The organism is Nonomuraea sp. B1E8 (genome assembly GCF_039871515.1).
In the GTDB taxonomy this organism is placed as follows: Bacteria; Actinomycetota; Actinomycetes; order Streptosporangiales; family Streptosporangiaceae; genus Nonomuraea.
The window spans coordinates 619,933-639,909 of sequence record NZ_JBDPLS010000003.1 but is presented as its reverse complement, the minus strand read 5'-3'; the positions used below and the strand labels follow the sequence as shown (position 1 = coordinate 639,909).

Annotated in this window: 19 protein-coding genes; 14 read left to right on the top strand and 5 right to left on the bottom strand. The window is 68.7% G+C overall.

Annotation, left to right across the window (positions count from 1 at the left end; genetic code table 11):
- Nucleotides 1-193: 193 nt before the first annotated feature.
- Together ABGA98_RS14835 and ABGA98_RS14830 are read right to left on the bottom strand one after the other, a co-directional pair.
- Nucleotides 194-640: a hypothetical protein gene (locus ABGA98_RS14835; protein WP_347618837.1), complete on the bottom strand. Its 447-nt coding sequence runs from the start codon at nt 638-640 to the stop codon at nt 194-196.
- Nucleotides 641-923: 283 nt separating this feature from the next.
- On the bottom strand, nt 924-3,770 hold the full coding sequence (locus ABGA98_RS14830) for a BTAD domain-containing putative transcriptional regulator (protein WP_347618836.1): 2,847 nt from the start codon (nt 3,768-3,770) through the stop codon (nt 924-926).
- Between the two features lie 82 nt (nt 3,771-3,852).
- On the opposite strand from ABGA98_RS14830, the gene ABGA98_RS14825 reads away from it, so the two are divergent.
- The 12 genes from ABGA98_RS14825 to ABGA98_RS14770 all read left to right on the top strand — a co-directional run bounded on the left by ABGA98_RS14825 (nt 3,853) and on the right by ABGA98_RS14770 (nt 16,170).
- A complete protein-coding gene (locus tag ABGA98_RS14825; protein ID WP_347618835.1) occupies nt 3,853-4,878 on the top strand; it encodes a hypothetical protein in 1,026 nt (341 codons plus the stop codon).
- A 150-nt stretch (nt 4,879-5,028) separates the two neighbouring features.
- On the top strand, nt 5,029-5,190 hold the full coding sequence (locus ABGA98_RS14820) for a hypothetical protein (RefSeq protein ID WP_347618834.1): 162 nt from the start codon (nt 5,029-5,031) through the stop codon (nt 5,188-5,190).
- Between the two features lie 161 nt (nt 5,191-5,351).
- Nucleotides 5,352-5,516 (top strand): hypothetical protein, encoded by a 165-nt coding sequence (locus tag ABGA98_RS14815; protein ID WP_347618833.1) that lies wholly within the window; start codon nt 5,352-5,354, stop codon nt 5,514-5,516.
- A gap of 95 nt (nt 5,517-5,611) precedes the next feature.
- The gene (locus ABGA98_RS14810) at nt 5,612-6,082 is read left to right on the top strand and encodes a pyridoxamine 5'-phosphate oxidase family protein (protein WP_347618832.1); all 471 of its coding nucleotides are present in this window, start codon (nt 5,612-5,614) and stop codon (nt 6,080-6,082) included.
- Nucleotides 6,075-8,282: a YcaO-like family protein gene (locus ABGA98_RS14805; RefSeq protein ID WP_347618831.1), complete on the top strand. Its 2,208-nt coding sequence runs from the start codon at nt 6,075-6,077 to the stop codon at nt 8,280-8,282. The genes ABGA98_RS14810 and ABGA98_RS14805 overlap by 8 nt, the downstream gene beginning before the upstream one ends.
- Complete coding sequence (locus ABGA98_RS14800) at nt 8,275-10,470, top strand: molybdopterin cofactor-binding domain-containing protein (protein ID WP_347618872.1); 2,196 nt, start codon at nt 8,275-8,277, stop codon at nt 10,468-10,470. The genes ABGA98_RS14805 and ABGA98_RS14800 overlap by 8 nt, the downstream gene beginning before the upstream one ends.
- A complete protein-coding gene (locus ABGA98_RS14795; protein ID WP_347618830.1) occupies nt 10,467-11,276 on the top strand; it encodes an FAD binding domain-containing protein in 810 nt (269 codons plus the stop codon). Before ABGA98_RS14800 ends, ABGA98_RS14795 begins: the two co-directional genes overlap by 4 nt.
- Entirely contained in the window at nt 11,273-11,809 is a 537-nt protein-coding gene (locus ABGA98_RS14790; RefSeq protein ID WP_347618829.1) for a 2Fe-2S iron-sulfur cluster-binding protein, read from the top strand. Before ABGA98_RS14795 ends, ABGA98_RS14790 begins: the two co-directional genes overlap by 4 nt.
- A complete protein-coding gene (locus ABGA98_RS14785) occupies nt 11,806-13,032 on the top strand; it encodes an MFS transporter (protein ID WP_347618828.1) in 1,227 nt (408 codons plus the stop codon). Before ABGA98_RS14790 ends, ABGA98_RS14785 begins: the two co-directional genes overlap by 4 nt.
- A gap of 38 nt (nt 13,033-13,070) precedes the next feature.
- On the top strand, nt 13,071-13,583 hold the full coding sequence (locus tag ABGA98_RS14780; RefSeq protein ID WP_347618827.1) for a hypothetical protein: 513 nt from the start codon (nt 13,071-13,073) through the stop codon (nt 13,581-13,583).
- Entirely contained in the window at nt 13,580-14,863 is a 1,284-nt protein-coding gene (locus ABGA98_RS14775; RefSeq protein WP_347618826.1) for a pitrilysin family protein, read from the top strand. The genes ABGA98_RS14780 and ABGA98_RS14775 overlap by 4 nt, the downstream gene beginning before the upstream one ends.
- Nucleotides 14,860-16,170, top strand: a complete 1,311-nt coding sequence (locus ABGA98_RS14770; RefSeq protein ID WP_347618825.1) for a pitrilysin family protein — start codon at nt 14,860-14,862, stop codon at nt 16,168-16,170. The genes ABGA98_RS14775 and ABGA98_RS14770 overlap by 4 nt, the downstream gene beginning before the upstream one ends.
- On the opposite strand, the gene ABGA98_RS14765 is transcribed toward ABGA98_RS14770, so the two are convergent.
- Both ABGA98_RS14765 and ABGA98_RS14760 read right to left on the bottom strand, forming a co-directional pair.
- Nucleotides 16,167-16,892 (bottom strand): AfsR/SARP family transcriptional regulator, encoded by a 726-nt coding sequence (locus ABGA98_RS14765; RefSeq protein WP_347618824.1) that lies wholly within the window; start codon nt 16,890-16,892, stop codon nt 16,167-16,169. The two genes, ABGA98_RS14770 and ABGA98_RS14765, sit on opposite strands and share 4 nt — an antisense overlap.
- Nucleotides 16,893-17,188: 296 nt before the next feature.
- Nucleotides 17,189-17,803, bottom strand: a complete 615-nt coding sequence (locus ABGA98_RS14760) for a M23 family metallopeptidase (RefSeq protein ID WP_347618823.1) — start codon at nt 17,801-17,803, stop codon at nt 17,189-17,191.
- 169 nt (nt 17,804-17,972) lie between these two features.
- Between ABGA98_RS14760 and ABGA98_RS14755 the strand changes: the two genes are divergently transcribed.
- Nucleotides 17,973-18,416, top strand: coding sequence for a hypothetical protein (locus ABGA98_RS14755; protein ID WP_347618822.1), 444 nt, complete (start codon nt 17,973-17,975; stop codon nt 18,414-18,416).
- 3 nt (nt 18,417-18,419) lie between these two features.
- Nucleotides 18,420-18,725, top strand: coding sequence for a transcriptional regulator (locus ABGA98_RS14750; RefSeq protein ID WP_347618821.1), 306 nt, complete (start codon nt 18,420-18,422; stop codon nt 18,723-18,725).
- A 166-nt stretch (nt 18,726-18,891) separates the two neighbouring features.
- Here ABGA98_RS14750 and ABGA98_RS14745 read toward each other — a convergent pair whose 3' ends face one another.
- The gene (locus ABGA98_RS14745) at nt 18,892-19,965 is read right to left on the bottom strand and encodes a spore photoproduct lyase family protein (RefSeq protein WP_347618820.1); all 1,074 of its coding nucleotides are present in this window, start codon (nt 19,963-19,965) and stop codon (nt 18,892-18,894) included.
- Nucleotides 19,966-19,977: the final 12 nt, after the last annotated feature.

Below are 19,977 nucleotides of genomic sequence, written 5' to 3'. Positions count from 1 at the left end.
GAGGGCCGGCATTCCCTCCCCCGGCACCGGACGCCACCTTCCGGGCTGAGCCGACGATTCCGACCCCGGCCCCGGGAACGCTCCCCCGCGAAGCGCATGCCCTTGGCCCGGGCCGGAGACACGCCTCCCCGCGGCGCCGACGCCCCCAGCGCCGGCGCCGCACGTGCCTTTCTCCGGATGAGGGGAAGAGCGGTCAGAAGTAGTACTTACTGAAGAGCGTGGCCGAGTCCCCCTGACGCCATGCGGTGGCGCGGGCCCACGCGTACTGCGTCTGGTTACGTGCTCCGTACTTACCTCCGACCCAGGAGGCGGTGCAGTTGGTGAGCCCGGACGGGGGGTCATAGTAGGAGTTGCCGTTGTTGTGCCGCCACTCCACGGCTGCCCGGGCGCATTTATCGTTGCCCGGGTTGGCATCATAGATGTAGAGATCGGCGTAGTGGGCGCCGTCGGAGGACCGGCGGAACAAGCAGCTGTCGATGTGGACCTCGCCGGTCTTGTCGGTTCCCTGCCAGCACCTCACGGCGTTGTCGAGGGACCTGACGACCGGCGGCGGAGACACCGGCCCGCTGTTCGCGGCGGCCGGCAACGCGACGGTCGCGCCGCCGGACATCGACAGCAGTGCGGCGATAGCGACGGTCATTCCTCGCATGGTCTGGTTTCCTTTCCTCGCGTAGGAAGGGACGGGGGCGAGGCCGGCACCTCGTGGACCACTCCGGCACGGCTCACCGAACGGAGCCCGGCTTCGGGCTTCCGCCCGCCCTTCCCTGTTGGGGTGACACAACCGGACGCCTGATCACATCCGGTGGAACCATCGTGCGGCGGAGGGGTTATCGCGACGCTTATGCGCAGGCTTTTGCGGAGCGAGCGTTCAGCCGGCTTGCCCTGCTCCTCGCCGAACCGGGAGGCCCGTACGGTTCAGAAGTTCACCCCGAAGCCTGATGGTTGTTACGGAGCTTCGCGCGCACCTGGTCGGCGTCGGGGTGGGCGAGCTCGTCCAGGATGGCCAGCGCGTCCTGCCAGGCCTGTCGCGCCGCCTGATCGTTGCGCAGGGTGGCGTACACGTCGCCGAGGTGGAGGAGCGTCTCCGCCTCCGTCACGCTGTCCCGCCCGGTTCGGAGGAGATCGAGGGCCTGGCGGTAGCACGTGATGGCTTCTTCGTGGTGGCCGAGGTGGTGGTGGGCGTACCCGAGGGTGTCCCATGTCGCGCCCTGCCCACGCGGGTCGCCGATCTCCTGGAACAGGGCGAGCGCTTGCCGGCAGCAGCTGACGGCCTGGTCGCCGTCGCCGAGGTCGGTGTACAGCCGTCCGAGCCCGCTGAGCATCTCGGCCTGCCCGTGCGGCACGTCCGCAACGCGGTACAGCTCAAGGGCGAGCCGCATGTGGTGGGCGGCCTCGTCGAGGTCACCGCGCTGCCCGTGGACCCAGGCGAGCGTATGATGCGCCTCCGCCTGTGCAGCCTCGTCGTCGATCTCCGCCGCGAGCTCCAGAGCCCGCTTCGCGTGGGCGTGGGCGTCGGCGTACCGCGTGAGGCTGCAGGACGCACAACCCAGGGACAGGTGTGAGAGCACCTGCTGGAAGGTGTCGCCCCGCCGCTTGGCGGCGGCGAGAGCGATCGTCTGTATGGCGGCGAAGTCGCCCCACTGGGCCTGCCAGTCGAGGAAGTTCTCGAGGGTCCAGGCTATCTGCCACGCCGCCGCGTCAAGTCCGGCGGCCACCGACAGGTCGACGGCCGCGAGAAGAACGGAACGCTCGTCGGAGAACCAGGTCTCGGCCCGCCGGCTGTCGGTCAGATCGTCGATCGTGACCCCGTGAACGGGATCGTCGAGCGTGATCTCGCGGCGCGCCGGGTTGATCAGCAGCGCTGCCCGGTGGCCCGTGTGCACGTAGTGGTCGAGCAGGCGGCGAAGAGCCGCGTGCGCTTCGGCGCTGCTCTCCTTTCCGCGCACGAGCTCGTTGGCGTACGCGCGGAGCAGGTCGTGGAAGGTGAAGCGGCCGGGACGGTACTCGATGAGCAACTGGGCAGCGGTGAGGGTGGCCAGCAAGGGCCGCACCTGGGAGACGCTGATGCCGGCGAGACTGGCGACGGCGGTGAGCGAGACGTCCGGGCCGGGGTGGAGTCCGAGAAGCCGGAAGAGCCGGGCCGCACTCGCGGAGAGCCCGTCGTAGGAGACGGCGAACACCGCTCTGAGGTCAGTGGCGGGATCCGAGCCCGCGAAGGCGTCGAGGGCGCTCTCGGCGTCGCGCAGTCGCTCGGCCCACGCATGGAGCGGGAAGTCGGGTTGGGCGGCGGCGCGGGCGGCCATCACCGCCAGGGCAAGCGGGAGCCGAGCGCAGCGAGAGATGATGGCGTCGACGGCCTCACGCTCGGCGACGACGCGATCGTCGCCGAGCCGGCGAGCAAGCAACTCGCGCGCTTCGACCTCGGTGAGCAGGCTCAGCGGGATCGGCCGGGTGGCCTGGGCCGCGACCAGACCGGAGAGCTGGTTGCGGCTGGTGATCAGGGCGAAGCAGCCCGGTGAGGCCGGCAGCAGCGGCCGTACCTGTTCCTCGTCACGAGCGTCGTCGAGGAGAACGAGCATGCGCTTTCCCGCCAGGAGGCTGCGGTAGAGCCCCGCCTGGGCGTCCACGTCGGCGGGAATCCGCTGCGGTGGCACCCCCAGCGCGTCGAAACACCGGCGCAACGCCTCGGCCGGTGTCAGCCTGTGACCGAGTGGGTCGAAGCCGCGCAGGTTCACGTACAGCTGACCGTCGGGAAATCGGTCGGCGACCCGGTGCGCCCAGTGCACCGCGAGCGCGGTCTTGCCGATTCCGGCCGTGCCGGAGATCGCCGAGATCACCACGGCAGGCGCGTCGCCGCTCTCGCCGTCGGGCAGCAGTTCATCGAGCAGCTTGATCTGGTCCCCCCGGCCCACGAAGTCGCGGGTGGCCGCCGGAAGGTGGCGCGGCACGGCCGGTGCGCCCCGTGGCCCGTGCCCGGTCAGCGCGGCCGAAGCAGGCGGGGGGCCCGGCGCCGGCCCGACCTCCGGATCGGGTACGCCGGCGAGCATCTGCCGATGCAGGTGCTGCGCGCTCGCGCATGGCCGGATGCCCAGCTCCTCGTCGAGAAGGTGGTACAGCCGCTGGTATTCGGCCAGCGCTTCGGCCTGGCGGCCCGATCGGTACAGCGCGAGCATGAGCCGTTCGCGGAACGACTCGCGCAGTGGATGTTCGGCCACCAGCGCCGTCAGCGGGCCGATCTGCCCGGCATGGCGGCCAAGCGCGAACTGGGCGTCGATCCTGTCCTGCACGGCCCCGAGGCGTCGTTCCTCCAGCCGTGGCCGTTCCAGGAGGATCAGCGGGCCGGTCGTGTCGCCCAGCGCGGGACCCCGCCACAGGTCGAGCGCGGCGCCGAGATCGCGAGCCGCGTCGGCCGGCCGGCCGGCGGCGAGCGCGGCACGTCCGCGCTCCGCGAAGCGCTCGAAGACAGCGAGATCGCTCGCCGTCTCGTCCAAGCACAGGACGTAGCCCGGAGAGCGGTACACGAGTGGAGACTCGCGGCCGGCGTCCCTGCCCAGCGCCCGGCGTAACTTGGAGACCATCTGCTGGATCTGGTTGGCGACCGTTGCCGGCACGTCCTCATCCCACAGTGCCGCGATCACCCGATCGACGGAGACCACACCGTTCGCGTTGAGCACCAGAAGCGCGAGGAGCGCGCGATGTTTCGAACCGCCCAGCGGCACCGGCGCCCCGTCTCGACGGACCTCGACAGGCCCGAGAATGCGGATCTCCATGCAGCCCCACTTCTCGCCTTTGGTCAGGATAGGGGGCAGGAGCGAGGGACGAGGGGCGCGAGCGGCGAGGTACGGTCGAATGGTGAGCACAGAGGCGTTTTCCACGGCTGTCGCCCAGGCTCGTGACCTGCTCAGGTGGCGTTCGCCCTTGCGGACCGAGCTCTGGGCGGCCAAGGTCACGGCCGGGTTGGAGCCGGCGCAGATCCGGCCGTTCCTGAGCGAGCTGGCGGTGGACGGCGGTCCGGAGGCGCGGCTCACGCTGGTCGCCATCGCGGCGGTCAACGCGGGCCGCCCGCTGTCTCCTCCCGACGCCCCGGGTTTGCCGGACGTGGCCGCCCCGGCGGGTGAGGCAACGACGGAGGTGTACGCCGAGGCCGCCCGCGGGCTGGCCGGGACGCTTGCCGGGTGGGTGCGCCGGATGGGGCGGGTGACGTGCGAGGGCGCCTGGTACGGCAAGGCCGACCCGTACGGCGAGCAGGTGCTGGCCGTGCTCGCCTTCCGCTACGACAACGGCAAGGAGCCGCACATCCTGGTCGTCGGCATCGACCAGCCGCATGGCGGGCTGGCGGTCGACGCGCTGGTCGAGGAGGTGAAGTTCCTCGACGATCTGGGGCTGGCGGAAGCGGAGCCGGGGACGGTGGCCGGGCGGATCCTGGACGCGTTCGAGCTGGGTGACCGGATCATGGGGGTGCAGGTCGCGGACACGCTGGCGGGCGTGCGGCCGCTGGCGATCACCCGGGCCCAGGGCGTACCGGGGCTGGTGCGTGGCGCGTCCGACGACACCCTGGCCCGGTTCCGGGACCTGCCGGAGATGCCGGGGGCGCGGGAGGCGTTCGAGAAACTGTCCGAGTTCGTCGGGGATCGGCCGCTGTGGTGGAGCCCGCAGCGGGTCTCGGCGTTCCTGACGTCGTGGTTGCCCCGCGAGGCGATCCTTTCGCAGGCCGCCATCGCGGCGATGCCGGAGGTGGTCAGGGCGTGGAGTCGTTCCAGCGGCGATCATCCCGCGGTGCTGCGCCGGATCGACGAGGACGCGCCGCGCCTGCCCGCGCTCATGGCCGACGACTCCCTGGCCGGGCTGGGCAAACACATCGCCCAGAACCGCCTCTAACCCTGATCAGGCCCGGGCGAACACACATTGTCCCCAGAACCGCCACCCGACCCCGATCAAGTCTCGAGCCGCCACAAACATCTTGCCGAGAACCCGTCACTTTGCGGACGCGCCGATGTCACGTCTGCCCGTAGCCGGTCGCACCCGCGCGTGACAGCCGGGCACGAAGGCATCCTGCTGATCTGCGACAAGGGCATTGCGGGCAAGGACTTCGACACGCTGCTGGGCGAGTACGGGATCACGATGCTGCGTCCGTCCCGCAAGGACGAGCGAGTCGATGGTGGGCGCTGCACGCGTTCGACGCCGCACTGACCGTGCGCGTGGCATCAGTTCACGAGCGCTTCTGACTCTCCCGGCGGCCCCGGCCCATGTACCGGCCGGCAATTTTTCCCGGGCCGGCCAGGCGAGATATCAGTCAATAGCCCGTCACATATTCGATGAGTGCCGGCCGCATTCCGGATGAATTCCCCGCCGTGTCACGCTCCCCTGGCAATCACCTGCACGAGCCCGTCGAGGAGGTGAACATGTACGAGGAGATCAACGACGCTCCGGCGATGCTGGACGTGACCAGGGGACACCACGCGATGAGCAAGGCGTCCTTCGCGTGGGAGCAGCTTTCCGAGGAAGCTGACGCTTAGTCCTGAACTGATCAGGGCGACCAGGCCGGCGCGCCGGTGACAACCGGCGCGCCGGCCCTTCGGAACCGGACATCAGAAGTCGCGAATGGATCACCATGGCCGATTGGGAAGCGCTGAGAATCGCAGACGGTGCAATGGCAGAAATGGGTCGCAAGATAATCGATCGATTGAGTATCGCCTATCTGGCGACGGTGACGGCGAGCGGCTGGCCGCGCGTACATCCGGTCTGCCCCTTCTTTCGCGGCACCGGACTCTACGTGGGGCTGATCGAGGCCTCACCGAAATGCCGTGACCTACTGCGGGACGGCAGGTATGTCCTCCACGCGCTCCCTGGTCCCGGTGACGCCGAATTCTGGCTCCGGGGGCGGGCTCGCGCGGTGGACGACGGGGAACGCGCGGAACTCGCCCGCGCTGAGCGTGGGTCGATACCGGACACGAGCCGGGTGTTCGAGCTGCTCATCGCTACCGCGCACACCACCGTCTACCGTCCGGGGGAGAACGACCTTCCTGTCCCCACGCGCCGTCGGTGGACCGCTGCCCTTGCGGAAGGGGTGGCCGATGAGTGAACGCAAGTCGCCGCCGGAGCTCCGCCCGCGTGTCACCTCTGTGGACGTCCGGCCGCATCCGGCGGGTGGATCGCTGCTATCACTGCCGGCGGGAAAGCTGTGGCATGTCCCGCTGGACCCGGATGAGATCGAGAGTCTGCTGAAGGACTGCGACGGCAGCACGCCGGTGAGCACGCTGTGCGCATCCGCCGCCGACCCCGTGGCCGTGACCGAGCTGATCACCGCCCTGCTCGACGCCGAAGCCCTGGCCGACGCGGCCGGGTGCAAGCCGGCCGACGCCTCGCTGATCCTGGTCGGGGACGAGACACTGTGCGACCTCGTCATGGGCGGCGGCCTGGTCCGGGAGTTCCGTTCGGCCGCGCTCTGCGCGCCTGAGCACTTCGAGGAGGTCGCGCGCGCATCGTCGCGCGATCATCTGGTGGTCGCCCTCGGCGCCGGTCTGGACCCGGACTTTCTTACAAACATCAACGACATCTGCGCGTTGCTGGAACTCCGATGGACGCAGTTCCATGTCGACCACGGGAAGGGCTGGCTCGGCCCGCACGTGGACCCTGGACGCAGCCCGGACTACCGGGACCTGCTCGGGAGGCGGCTCGCCGCCGCCGAGGACGCTGCGATCCAGCGGGCCCTGCTCACCCGGGCCTTCGGCGCGCACGACGGATCACCGACCCAGCTGACGTGGATGCTTTCCCTGTTGTTCGCCGACATCGCTCACTGGGTGGCGGGACGGCCGGCCCGGGGATGGTGGCACGAGGTGGAGGTGGACCCGTCCGATCTGACGGTTTCGCGGCATCCGGTGCTTCCCTTGCCGCTTCGAGACGGCTCCCGGTCACTGCAGCCGCCGGACGCGGGTGCCGACCTCCTCGTCGACCGGCGTACCGGGATCATCACTGCCTTTCACGAGGCCCCCCGCCATCCGTCACTCCCTGACGGGCTGGTGACCGTACTGAGCCGTGTATGCGACGTGAGCCGTCTCTATCCCAATGTCAACGATCGGATCTGCACAGGGAGCACATTTGCTGACTACGAGGGTGCCCGTGCCGCGGCAATGGGCGAAGCTCTTGAACGGTACTGCGGGAATCTCGTGCGGAAAAATCTTCTTACGCGAGGCTCCTACAGAAGTCTGATCGCTCGCGGGGAGCACTGCGTCGATCCGGAGCGACTGGTCCTGTTCTCCGAGCGCCAGTACAACACCCCAGGCTTCCCCTTCGTCCCTTTCACCAAGGAGCACGAAACCTGGTGGGTAACCGGCCGCTCCCTGTCAAACGATTGCCCTGCGCTACTTCCCGCGAGCCTCACGTACGTCAACTGGCATATGGGGGACTTCAGCGACGAGCAGCCGACCAACAACCCGTTCTATCCCGGCATAGCGGCGGGGCCGACCCTGGAAGCGGCCATGACGTCGGCCATTCAGGAGATCGTCGAACGGCACGCGACAATGGTCTGGTGGGCCAACGCGCATGCGCTTCCCGCGGTGACCCCGACGTCCCGGCTGAAGGGCCTGTGGCAGCAGACGAGCGCGCAGCAAGCCTGGCTGATTCATCTGGACAACGAGTTCGGCGTCCCTGTCTTCGCCGGCGTGGTGGAGGACCTCGAGAACGAGCTGTTCAACATCGGGTTCGCTGCCCGGAGCAACCCGGAGGCGGCCGCGGCGAAGGCGTGGACGGAGGCACTGACCCTGCAGGACGTCAGCCGGGACCTGCTGAAACCTCAGGGAGACTTCCGCCGGGCGGCGGCCAACGACGAATTCAGTGACCGGTTCGTGAAACCCTGGCGCCCCGACCGCGCCTACCTCGACGACTATCGGCCGGACTTCCGCGATGCCGGGGATCTCATGTGCCAGCAGCAGATCTTCCTCGACCCCCGGGCCCGTGACGTCGTACGTCCCTGGACCGACGTACGGGCGACGAGGAGCTTCGACGACGTCCCGAGCATGCCCGACGGTTCGTTGAACAGCTATCGCAAGGTGCTCGAGAGCCGCGGGCTGGAGATCTTCTACGCGGATCTGACCACGCCGGACGTAGAGGTCACGGGAATGCGGGTGGTCCGTGTCCTGGTCCCCGGCCTGGTTCCCAATTTCGCCGCGGCGTTCCCTTTCCTTGGGCGCGAGGCGATCCAGAAGGCGGCCATCCGCCTGGGCTGGCGTGCCAGCCCTCTCGCCGAAGAAGACATCAATCTCTTCCCCCTTCCTCATGCCTGACCGGCGCTGCCGCCTCGTCGGCGGGTCCCTGCCGCGCCTCGACGGGTGGGAGAAGGCCACGGGACGCTTCAAGTACCTGACCGACATGACCATCCCCGACGCTTTGTGGGCGTCCGTCATCCGCTCGCCCCATCCGCGCGCTGACGTCCTGTCGATCGATGCGGCCGGCGCCGCGGCGGTGTTCCGCGCCGCCGACGTACCCCGGGCCCCCTTCAACCCGGCCGCCGCCCCGCCCAGCGACCAGCTCGATCTGGCGCGGGACAAGTACCTGCTGACGGACGCTGCCCGGCACGTAGGGGATGGAGTGGCCGTGGTGGTGGCAGGGACACGGTACGAGGCACAGGAGGCGGCCCGAGCGGCCCGAGTGCGCTGGCTTCCCAAGGAGGCCGTCCTCGACATCGACAGCGCACTCGAACGCGGACGAGTTCTGGGAACGCTCTCGGCGGGAGACTCCACAACGGCCGCGTTCGCCGCCTCGGACCTGGTGGTGTCAGAGCGGTTCTGGAACCCCGCCGCGCAACACATCTGCCTGGAGCCGCACGCCTGCGCGGCAGTTCCGGAGGACGGTGGTATCACGCTGTGGAGCAACACCCAGTCCCCCGCTCAGATCAGGCGGCTGTGCGCGGAGATCCTGGGCCTGCCCCAAGAGCGCATCCGGCTGCGCAAAGTAGCTGAGGGCGGCGGCTTCGGCGGGCGTCAGGAACTTTACGAGGAAGCGCTGATCTGCTGGCTGGCACTCCATCTCGGCCGGCCGGTCCGGCTGACCTACAGCCGCGATGAGGAGTTGACGGCCGGCCGAGGTCGTCACGGGGCGCGGCTCGACGTGCGGATCGGCTTGAGCGACTCCGGCCGGCTCCTCGCCTCGGAGATCGACGTCGTGCTCGACTCCGGTGCCTACGCATCGCACGCCCCCTATGTCCTCGGGGCCATGGCGACGGCCGTTCCCGCCCTGTATCCGTACGCGACCCACCGGTTCATCGGTACGGCCGTGCAGACCAACACCTTGCCGGGCGGTGCCTACCGGGGCTACGGCGGCGCCCAGGTCAATTTCGGGTTCGAGCAGGTCATGGACATCGCGGGGCGCCGGCTGGGCCTCACTCCCGTTGCGATCCGGCGCATCAACGTGCACCGCCCCGGCCACGACGGCGCTCCTGCCGCGGCGGGCGGTCGCAGCCGGACGGTGCTCGATCACGGCGAGCGGTTCATGAGCGCCGCGACCGCCGGGTCCGACGGCCGGCTGCGCGGAAACGGTGTCGCCATCGCCACGAAGTCCAGTGTGACCTCACCGGAGGAGGACACCAGTGAGGCACGCGTCCGCTGGAACGGCGACGGCAGCGTGACCCTATACACAGGCACCTGCGACAGCGGGACCGGCTCGAGCACCGTGCTCGCCCAGATCGTGGCCGAGGAGATCGGACTTCCGTTCGCCTGGGTGCAGGTGGTGGAGGGAGACACGGCCGCGGGCCCGACCGACGTGGGAAGCACCGCGCAACGCAGCGTCTTCGTCGGCGGAGAGGCCGCCCGCCTGGCCGCCGCGGCTGCCCGGCGTGGGCTCCTGCAACACTTGCTCGGCCGGTTGGACGTCGAGTCGGCAGAGCTGGATCTGGTGGCGGGAAGGATCATGTGCGCCCGGACGGGTGAAGAGATCCCGGTTGATCGTGCCGACCTGGCGAACGTGGCACTCGCGGACGGCATCGCCGTCCATGCCCCGAATTCCGGTACGCCCTCGTTCGCAGCTTGCTTCGTCCGTGTCGCCGTCGATCAGAACACCGGGGTCGTCGAGGTCGAGGACTGCCTCGCGGTGGTGGACTGCGGGCAACCGATCAATCCGCAGGGCGCGGCGGGGCAGGTCCACGGCGGCACCGTCCAGGGTCTCGGGCTGGCTCGCATGGACGCATGGCAGCCGGGAGAGGACGGGCGCGGCCCGGGGACCATCCAGGCGCACGGGGTGCCCGGTGCGCTGGATGTTCCTCTGGTGAAAGTCGTGTTCTCGGTCGTGCCGGTGGACGGAGGGCCGTTCGGCGGCAACGGAGTCGGCGAGGTGCCTATCACGCCCGTCGCCGCTGCGGTCGCCAACGCTCTCGCGGACGCCACAGGCGAGCGCTTCACCCGGTTGCCCTTGCGGCCGCAGGAGGTCTGGCAGGTACTTCGCCGTAAGAACGCGGGGCAGGAGGTGAGCTGTTCATGAACATCTCCGCGATCCACCGGGTACGCAGTGTTTCCGAGCTGGCTGCTCTGCTCCGGTCACGGCCCCAGGTTGTTCTGCTCGGGGGCGGCACGCTGGCGGTGCCCGCCTGGCAGGACCGGAAGGTGGAGATCGTCCCGTTGACCGCGATCGAGGAGCTGCACCGATGCGGCACGGGAGAGATCGGAGCCGCGACCACTCTGGCCAGGATCGCAGCGGACCTGGCGCTCCCAGCCGTGCTGCGCGAAGCGGCATCAAGCGTCGCAGGCCCCGCGGTGCGGAATCTGGCAACCGCGGGTGGCAACGTCGGGTCACGGCAGCCAGCCTGCCTGGCGGTGGCGCTTCTGGCTCTGGACGCCACCGTAGGCGAACTCGCCGTGCACGAGGGCGAGGTCGCCTGGCATCCCCTGGAGGCGGTTCTGCGCCGGCCGCCGGCCCCCGTCATCGCATTGCGCTGGTCGCCCCCGCCCATCTCCGCCTTCGAGAAGGTCGGTGTCCGGGCCGCGGGAGGGCCGAACCTCGCGACCGTGGCAGCGGGCTGGTGGGGTGCGGACGACCCGGCCCGGTGCTCGATCGCCGCCGGTTCCACGGGAACCGTGCCCCATCGGCTCAGGCATGCGGAGAGGACCTGGGCTCGTCACGCCGGTGACCTTCGCAAGGCGGCCAGAGCAAGCGGCGAAACCGCGGCGCGGGAGGTGGAGGTCGGCGTGCGCGACACCGGCGAGCGGGCCTACCAGCGGCATCTCGTGGCAAACCTGGTCGAACGTGCCCTGCTCAGATGCGTCGAAGCCACCCAGGGGAAGGCATGAACGAAGAGGTGTACGTCAACGGCGAACGAGTCCCTCTCCCCGCGACGGAGCGGCGGCTGGTCGACTGGCTCAGGGACGACCTGGCGCTTACCGGTACCAAGGAGCCGTGCGGTCGCGGACACTGCGGAGGGTGTTCAGTTCTCCTCGACGGGGACGTAGTGCTGGCCTGCTGCATGCTGACGTCCGGCGTGGCCGGCCGCCGCGTGCTGACCATCGAGGGTCTGGAGACCTTGGGTGACCCATTGCCCGCCGCGTTCGTCGCCCACGGTGCCGTCCAATGCGGATTCTGCACACCGGGGATGATCGTCGCGGCGCGTGCCCTGCTCTTCGGCGCGGACCGGACTGGGCAGCCGCTCGACCACAGCACGGTTCGGCGGTCGCTGGCCGGAAATCTTTGCCGCTGCACCGGATACAGCCAGCAAGTCTCCGCGATCCTCAGCACCGCGGCCCACGAAGGGCTGTCCGTGGTTCCGCACGACGTGGAACCGCTGCTTGTCCCACCGTTCGAAGCGGCATGTGAGGAGTCGCGGTGAACTGGTTGACCCATTACCTGGAGACGCTGCGAGACAGCCCGGCGTTCCGCACGTTCTGGCTGGGCGTGACCGTCTCCCGCACCGGCGACGCCATCACCGTTGTCGCCCTCTCCTGGCTGGTGGTGAACGAGGCAGGTGCCGCCGAACTCGGGCTTGCCCTGATGTTCTTCGGGCTGCCACGCGTGGTGAGTGGCCCGCTCAACGGCATGCTCATGGACCGGTACAGCCGACGCCTCGTCATCGCCCTTGACAACGCCGGCCGCGCCATCGCCATCGGCGTGCTCGCACTCATCCAGTGGTCGGGGGATCTGCAAATGTGGCACGTGTACGGGGCCGCGCTGGCTTGCGCGCTCCTGTCACCGGCCAGCGACATCGGAGAGCGCACGCTGACTCCCCATCTGGTGCCCGACTCCCGGCTCGACAGCGCGAACGGCCTGCTCTCGATCAGCTGGGAACTCTCGACCATAGCCGGGCCGGCCCTGGCCGGCGTCCTCATCCACGCGCTCGGCGTCGCGCCGACCCTGATCGTCGACGCGGGCACCTTCCTGGTCATGGCTCTCGTGGCGCTGAAGCTGCCGCGCGAAGGCGACCTGGCCAGGGACTCCTCGTCCCCGGCGGCAGCGCTGGGAGGCTTCCGCCTGCTGGTGACCAACCGCGCGATCCTCCTGCTCACGGTGGCCACCTTCGGCGTGCTCGTCACGGGGGGAACGATGGAAGTCCTGCTTCCGGTCTACAGCACGCAGGTGCTGCACACGGGCGTCGTCGAGTACAGCGCGCTCCTCACCGTCTGCGGGGCCGGAGCGTTGCTGGGACTGCTCGTGTACGCGCCGCGGCTCCGGGGTCGGCCGCCGCATCGGGCCCTGGCGTTCGTGCTGCTGGCTACGGGGATCTCGCAGGGCTTGCTCGTGCTCGCCGACACCGTTCTCGCGGCGGCCGTCATCCTGTTCGTCGCGAGCGTCGTGGGGGCGCCCTTCTACGCCATGGAACGGACGCTGATACAACGAACCGTTCCGGATCGCCTGCTCGGCAGAGTGGCCGGAGCTCAGAGTGCTTTCAGAACGCTCGGGTTCCCACTCGGGGCCGCGTTCGGGGGGACTGCGCTGGGGCTGGTTCCGGTGGCCGCGGTGCTGATCACCGTCTCCGCGATCCTTGTCACCCTCAGCTTGGTGCTCGCCAGAGCTCGATCAATACACGGGGCCGTGACGACGCCGTCGGCCCGCTGACACCCGTACGACAACGGACACACGCCAACGGAGGACAGATGAACGACATCAGCGCCCTGCTCTACCGCGGCCGGCCGCAATGGGTCACCGACGAGCTACTCGCTGGGCTTGTCGCCGAGTCGCAGGCTCTCCGTCCGCAAGCACAGCCGGGAGAGCGCCAGTTCTACCGGCGCGGGGGGGACGCGGCTGCGGCGGTCGCGTTCTCGGCCGACTTGCGTGGCCTGGTTGAGCAGCATGTCAAACCCGCCGCGCCGACGCACTTCTGCGACTACCTCTACTACGACCGCGAAGGCGACGGCATCGACCCCCATGTCGACACCGAGGAGTTCCCGCTCAACGTCCTCATGATGCTGGTGCACGAAGGCGAGGAGCGCGGTTCGAACCTGGTCCTCTTTCCTTCCGGCGGTCCGGAAACCGCGACTCCCGTTCCTCTACGGCCTGGAGAACTGGTCCTGTTCCGCGCGAACGAGATCATCCACGCCCGGTCCCGCCTCGCCGCGGGCGAGCGGGTACACCTGCTGACCTTCGGCTTCAAACGAGCGGCTGCATGATCCACGACTACCTGCTCGACAACGGGCTGAGAGTGATCCTGTCCGCGGATCGGCGAGCGCCCGTGGTGGCGGTCTGCGTGTGGTACTCGGTCGGCTGCCGCGACGAGGAACCGGGACGGACGGGGCTGGCGCACCTCTGCGAGCACCTGATGTTCCAGGGGTCGGCCAACGTGGCGCGCAACGAGCACGTCGAGCGAATCCACATGACGGGCGGGATTGCCAACGGCACCACCCATTTCGAGCATTCGCTCTACCTGGACGTGCTGCCTGCCGAGCAGCTCGACCTGGCGCTGGAACTCGAGGCCGACCGGATGGGGACGATCGCCGGGAGTTTGACTCGAGAGAAGGTCGACACGCAGCGGGACGTGGTGGCCAACGAATGGCGTGAGCGCTACGGCGGGCACGGTGACGGAGCACGGTGGCGGGAGCTGATGGCGCGGGCGCACCCGGAAGGGCACCCCTACGGCCATGTGCCCAGTGGAGAGATCCTGGACCTGCCGGCTCTCTCCTTGGAGATCTGCCGTGATTTCTTGCTGACCCACTACACCCCTGCCAACGCCGTGCTCTCGATCGCTGGAGGTTTCTCGCCGGCCAGGGCGGCCGAAAGCATCGAGCGGCACCTCGCAGTCCTGCCCTCGGGCGGGAGACGAGGTGGACGCGCTCGCTTCCCGTCGCCGACCGCCCACAACGGTCGCGGACGGCCGGCACTGCGAAGGGCCGATGCGCATGTCCTCTGGGGTTCGGTGTTGTCAGCATTCCGCCTCGCCGCTCCGAGAAGTGACTTCTTGGCTCACGAGCTCGCGCTCACGGCTCTGGGAAAGGGACCGGTCAGCCGCCTCTGGCGGCGGCTCATCCAGGAGAATCCGGTGGCCTCGCACGTCGGCATCGGATGCAGCAGGTTCAAGCACGCGCCCTCCGTCGCCTGGCTCGAACTGAAGGCCGCACCGCACGTGAGCATGGCGGCCCTGGAACACGCGGCTGCCACCGAGCTGCTGCGGTTCGCCGGCGAAGGGCCCGATGAGGAGGAACTGGAATACGCCCGGACGCATCTGATCCGCGGCTGGATGGAGAAGCTGAGCACGGTGGAAGGTCGCGCGGAGGAGCTGTGCCGGCAGGCCGCGCTCGACGACCGGCCTGAACTCGTCGACCAGGCCGAAGAACGTATTCGCCAGGTCCCGCCCGAAGCGGTCCGCGAAGCCGCTGCCGAGTTTCACCCGGGCAACCGGACGACCATCGTCTATGAACCAGCCGCCACCGCATCGTCCGGCGAGCCGTCATGACGTCGGCGTGGACGTTCCCCCAGCCGCGGCGTACGTGGCTCGACAACGGCGCGACCGTGCTTTCCTACGTAGCGCGCGGCTATGCGCTCTCTGCCGTTCATCTCATCCTGGACGTACCCAGGGAAGCCGAACCTCCCGGCTTGGACGGCATCGCCCTGATATGTGCGAGGGCTCTTGCACTCGGGGCCTGCCATGACGACCAGCGCCACCTCCTCGCCGAACTCGCGAGATTGGGGGCCTCGATGAGCGCGCGCTGCGACGACGTCTCCATCCGCGTGACATTGGAGGCTCCCAAGGAGCACATCTCCGCGGCTCTCGCACTGGTCGCGCCTTCCCTGCGTGCCCCCGTCTTCCCAGGTACGGAGATCGAGCGGCTCGTCCATCAGCGGCTCGAGGCGATCCACCGTAGCAACAACGACCCGGCCGCGCTGGCCGCGCGTGCCATGAACGACAAGCTCTTCGCTGGAGCAGGGCGGTTGTCCCGGCCCAGGGGCGGCACCGTGTCCACCGTGTCAGAGATCTCCGCGGATCGGGTCCGCGCGTTCTACGCGTCGAACGTCCGGCCGGAGAACTCGTCGATCGTTCTCGTCGGCGACCACGACCCCGCCGGGCTCCCGTCGGTCCTCACCCCGGCACTCGCGACATGGAGAGGGAACGGCGTCTCACCTGCCGTACGAAGCCCCGAGCCTCTTCGGCCAGGCGGACCGGCCTTGGTGCACATTCCAGGCGACCACGCGCAGACGCATGTCGCGATCGCGGGTTATGTCCCGGGCCAGAACGCTCCGGAGTGGCCCGCGGTCATGGTCGGCGGGTTCTGCCTGGGTGGGACCGTGACCTCCAGGCTCGACCAGCAGCTACGCGAAACGAACGGACACTCATTCGGGTTCCGGGCTCGAACCCGGCCGCTGCGGGCACAGGGCGTTCTCACCGTCACGGGGGCGGTCGCGCCCGCGGCGGCAGAGGCCGCGCTTGAAGACGTGGTGGCGATCACCGAACGGATCCGCGAGGAGGGCCTCACCGAGACCGAGTGCGAGGCGGCGATCCGCTATCTCAGGGGCTCGGCCCGAGTGCAGTTGCAGACCACGAGGTCCATCGCCGCGGCGCTGGCGGATCAGGCGGCTTACTCGCTGGCTGACGACCACCTCGCCCGCCTCCACGAATCGCTCCGCGAGGTCCGGGCGGACGACGCGTCCAGAGTCGTGGCGAACGCGCTCGACCTTTCGCGCTGTGTTCGGGTCGTGGTCGGCGGTGGCGAGCTGCCTGCCGCGCGCGTGCGAGAGGCGTCAGGAGGGGCAAGCAGGCTCTAGCCCCGGAGAATCTCCTGGTGCAGATGGCGGAGCTCCGGTCCCGGCTCCACGCCGAGTTCCCGGGTCATGGCCTGTCTCGCCTGTTGATACGCCATCAGAGCGGATGACCGATTGCCCGACCGGGACAGCGCGATCATCCGCTGCGCCCAGAACCGTTCGTGCAGCGGGTGCGTCTCGAGATGCAGCGAGAGTTCCTCCACCACCGTCTCGTAGTGGCCGAGTCCCAGCTCGGCCTCCATGAGGCTTTCGATCAGGAGCACCTTCTGGCTTTCCAGCCGGTTGGCCGGCCCACGCCAAGCCGCGTGGCTGGGGAGATCCGCCAGGAACGGCCCTCGCCACTGCGCCATGCCGCGGCGCAGCGCTGCGCAGGCATCCTGGAAATGACCCATGGTGACCAGCCGCCGCCCCTGCCTCAACTGCTGCTCGAAGACGTCCACGTCCCGCTCGTCCGGCGCGATCTTCAACGCGTAGCCGGTGGGCCGGCGCTCGATCCGCTCTCGGCCGAGCAGCATCCGCAGATGGCAGACGTGGGTCTGGATGTTCTTGATGAAAGTGGACGGTGGATCGTCGCCCCACAGGACGTCGGCCAAGCGCTCCTGGGTGACCAGATGCTCGCCCTCCACTATCAGGTCGGCCATAAGCATCCGGCGCAGCGGCGGACCGATGGGCACGTCACCGTCGGGGCCGGTGACCTCCAAAGGGCCAAGGATCTTGAATTGCATCCAGCCGTCACCTCGTCTCCGTACTGAGCGAACCACCTTGCGGTTGGAGGGCTGAGGTGAGCGTAAATAGGACGGCTTTCGGTTTGATTTAGGCCACTTCCGCTGGCGTGTGCCTGCCGCACTGCTCGATGCACATGGTCGCCCTTTCGCGGGCAAGCCGCGAAAGGGCGACCATGCTCAAGGCTTCCCGGCATCTCGGCCTGGCCCGGGGTGTCGGTGAGCCTTCTCTTCGATCTCGACGAGGCTGAACCGCCCCTCGGAAGCACAGGGCTGGTCGGGTAGGTCAGCTGGGCGGATCAGTGCGGTCCCAGTTCCCCGACATTGCAGTTGTTGCTGGAGACATTGCGGTATTCCTGGCCGTCGCGGTTTCCGTAGACTGCGCCGTTGAAAACGGAGGGGACCCGTTCCACTCCCGGTCCGCCCCATCCGGTCTTTCCGTCGCCGTTCTTGTCGTACCAGGTCTCGAAGTGCAGGTGAGGGGTATTGCCGTTCGTCCCCGTGCCGCCGACCTGTCCCAGGACGGAACCGCGGGTGAGCCGGTCGCCGACCTTGACGCTGCGGACCCGCAGATGGATGTAAACGGTGTACCACCCGCCACCGTGAGCGATCTTGACGCTGTGCCCGGCGCCGTTGCTCCACTTCGACATGACCACGGTCCCGGCAGCCGGCGCGATGAGCTTGGATCCGTTGGTCGCTCTTTGCGGTTCCCGCACCATGTCCAGTGCCGGGGCGTGGCCCCAGGTATTCAGACGCCACTTCTGCTCGCACGGGAACGGGAGCTGCATGGCTGGACGCGGCCCTCTTGCGTGCGAAGCGTCGGCGTGGGCGAGCTGAGCTGGCCCGGCCAGCCCGACGCCGGTGAGTACGGCCAGCGTGAGTGCGGCCAGCGGCTTGCGGATTTCCCCCGTCATGTGTATTGCCTCCTGCGCTTGATCACATCCGGTGGAACCAGTGTGAGACGAGGGGGTTATCGCGCCGCTTATGCGCAGGCTTTGGATTCGCTGCGTTCGATCTGGGGCTGGACACTTGAACGACAGTTGAGTACTCTCTTCCTAGTAAAGAATGTGACTTGGAGGAAACATGCCTGAACATGACGACTTGTCAGCGGAAGCCGCCCTGCGCGAAGTGAACCGCGCGCAGGGCGCCGTACGAAGGACGGGCCGACGGGGCGCGATCTTCTTCCTGTCGGTGTGGCTGATCACCACCGCCTACTGGCTGGCCGAGCTGTTCGGCCCCGAGGCGGTCCAGGACTACAGCGGCCTAGGGCTCCTCCTCGTCGTCGGCGTGGTGCTCGGCGCTCGCCTCGTCTTCCGCGAGCGGGTCTACAGTCGGCTGATGTCCCGGATCGTCTACCCTGTCACCTGGGCATTCGTGGGGACGGTCGTGCTCGCGTCGCTCTACAACATGTTCCTGCACCCGATGGAGCCGGGGCCGGAGTGGGTGGTGCCCGACGTCGTGGTCGCGCTGATCGCGGGCGCTCCCCTGCTGTACGGCGCGGTGCGCGTGTTCCGCTCGGGGGAGTGATCGGTGAGCCACCCCCGGCACGCGCTCGACGAGATCATCCACGCGCCGGTACGGCTGTCCATCATGGCCATGCTCGCGGCGGCGGAGACGGTCGAGTTCAGCTACCTCAGGGACACGATCGAGGTCAGCGACTCGCTGCTGTCCAAGCACATCCAAACGCTGGAGAAGGCGGGCTACGTGCGGGTGACGAAAGGCTTCGTCGGCAAGCGTCCTCGAACCTGGCTGGCGCTGACCGACGTCGGGCGCGACGCCTTCCAGAGCTACATAGCCACACTCCGGCAGATCACGGATGGCACCCCTCGCGCATGAACGCAGGAAGTGACTGATCATCCCGAAAGGTGGATCGATATATGCGCGGGGCATTGAGGTGGGTTCACGTCCCCGAATCCGCGGGTGACCGACTCGCCCGAGTTCGGGCGCGCCATCCGCGTGGCGCCGGGTGACGTAAGGGATGACCCTCCCGCTGTGGACCGGCTCAGAAGGCGTAGCGGATGCGGCAGTAGGGGAGCCTGGCGGTGATCAGGTCGGTGAGGGCGGCCACGTAGCGGCCCTTGAGGCCGGTGCGGTAGCGGACGTTCCAGCCGCCCGTCTGCGACCGTTTGGCCTGCTGCACGTCCGGCCGCCACAACACCTCCTCCGCCTGGGGATGCCAGCCCAGGTTGACCTCGTGGAGGCGTTCGTTGTGGGTGAGGAACACGATCTCGGCGGCGAGCTGCCGGCGTGCCTCGGCGTTGAGGGCGTCGTCGAGTTGCTCCAGCAGTTCGGCCCAGCTCTCCAGCCAGCCGCCGCGGACCACGACCGGGCTGAGGTTGACGTGCACTTCGTACCCGGCGGCGACGAAGTCGTTGATCGCCGCGATCCTGTCGGTAAGGGGTGAGGTGCGGATGTCGAGGAGCTTGGAGTCGGCGGCGGGCATGAGGCTGAAGCGGATCCTGGTGCTCGACCGAGGGTCCCAGTCGAGCAGGTCGCGGTTGACGTACTTGGTGGCGAAGCAGGCCTTGGCGCCGGGGAGGTCGCGGAACGTCTCCACCAGGTCGCGGACGTTCCGGGAGATCGTGGCGTCGACGGAGCAGTCGGAGTTCTCGCCGATGTCGTAGACCCAGTCGTGGGGGTCGACCTGGTTGGGCTCCGACTTGACGCCCTGCCGGGCGGCGTGACGCTGGACGTAGGCGATGATCTTGTCGATGTTGGCGAAGACGGTGATCGGGTTGCTGTATCCCTTGCGGCGCGGCACGTAGCAGTAGGCGCAGGCCATCGCGCAGCCGTTGGCCGTGGAAGGGGCGATGAAGTCGGCGGAGCGGCCGTTGGGGCGGGCCGTCAGCGACTTCTTCACCCCGAGCACCAGCGCCTCGGTCTTGATGCGCACCCATCGGGCGACGTTGCGCTCGTCGCCGTAGAGCTCGGGGATGCGGTGGTGGCCGGCGATCTCGATGTGTTCGGCGTCGGGATAGCGGGCGAGGATCTCCTGGCCCCGGGGCAGCTCGGCGGCCGCGGGCTCGAGGTAGATGCGCCGGATGTCCAGCAGGTGGTCACGTGTGGTGATGCTCATGTCACTCCTGCT

Bases quoted from the DNA above. Each gene is read 5' to 3' on its own strand.
- ABGA98_RS14810 (WP_347618832.1), top strand. From the start codon at position 5,612: ATGGCCGATTGGGAAGCGCTGAGAATCGCAGACGGTGCAATGGCAGAA.
- ABGA98_RS14745 (WP_347618820.1), bottom strand. From the start codon at position 19,965: ATGAGCATCACCACACGTGACCACCTGCTGGACATCCGGCGCATCTAC.
- ABGA98_RS14805 (WP_347618831.1), top strand. From the start codon at position 6,075: ATGAGTGAACGCAAGTCGCCGCCGGAGCTCCGCCCGCGTGTCACCTCT.
- ABGA98_RS14780 (WP_347618827.1), top strand. From the start codon at position 13,071: ATGAACGACATCAGCGCCCTGCTCTACCGCGGCCGGCCGCAATGGGTC.
- ABGA98_RS14830 (WP_347618836.1), bottom strand. From the start codon at position 3,770: ATGGAGATCCGCATTCTCGGGCCTGTCGAGGTCCGTCGAGACGGGGCG.
- ABGA98_RS14795 (WP_347618830.1), top strand. From the start codon at position 10,467: ATGAACATCTCCGCGATCCACCGGGTACGCAGTGTTTCCGAGCTGGCT.
- ABGA98_RS14755 (WP_347618822.1), top strand. From the start codon at position 17,973: ATGCCTGAACATGACGACTTGTCAGCGGAAGCCGCCCTGCGCGAAGTG.
- ABGA98_RS14835 (WP_347618837.1), bottom strand. From the start codon at position 640: ATGACCGTCGCTATCGCCGCACTGCTGTCGATGTCCGGCGGCGCGACC.
- ABGA98_RS14770 (WP_347618825.1), top strand. From the start codon at position 14,860: ATGACGTCGGCGTGGACGTTCCCCCAGCCGCGGCGTACGTGGCTCGAC.
- ABGA98_RS14760 (WP_347618823.1), bottom strand. From the start codon at position 17,803: ATGACGGGGGAAATCCGCAAGCCGCTGGCCGCACTCACGCTGGCCGTA.
- ABGA98_RS14800 (WP_347618872.1), top strand. From the start codon at position 8,275: ATGCCTGACCGGCGCTGCCGCCTCGTCGGCGGGTCCCTGCCGCGCCTC.
- ABGA98_RS14765 (WP_347618824.1), bottom strand. From the start codon at position 16,892: ATGCAATTCAAGATCCTTGGCCCTTTGGAGGTCACCGGCCCCGACGGT.
- ABGA98_RS14775 (WP_347618826.1), top strand. From the start codon at position 13,580: ATGATCCACGACTACCTGCTCGACAACGGGCTGAGAGTGATCCTGTCC.
- ABGA98_RS14790 (WP_347618829.1), top strand. From the start codon at position 11,273: ATGAACGAAGAGGTGTACGTCAACGGCGAACGAGTCCCTCTCCCCGCG.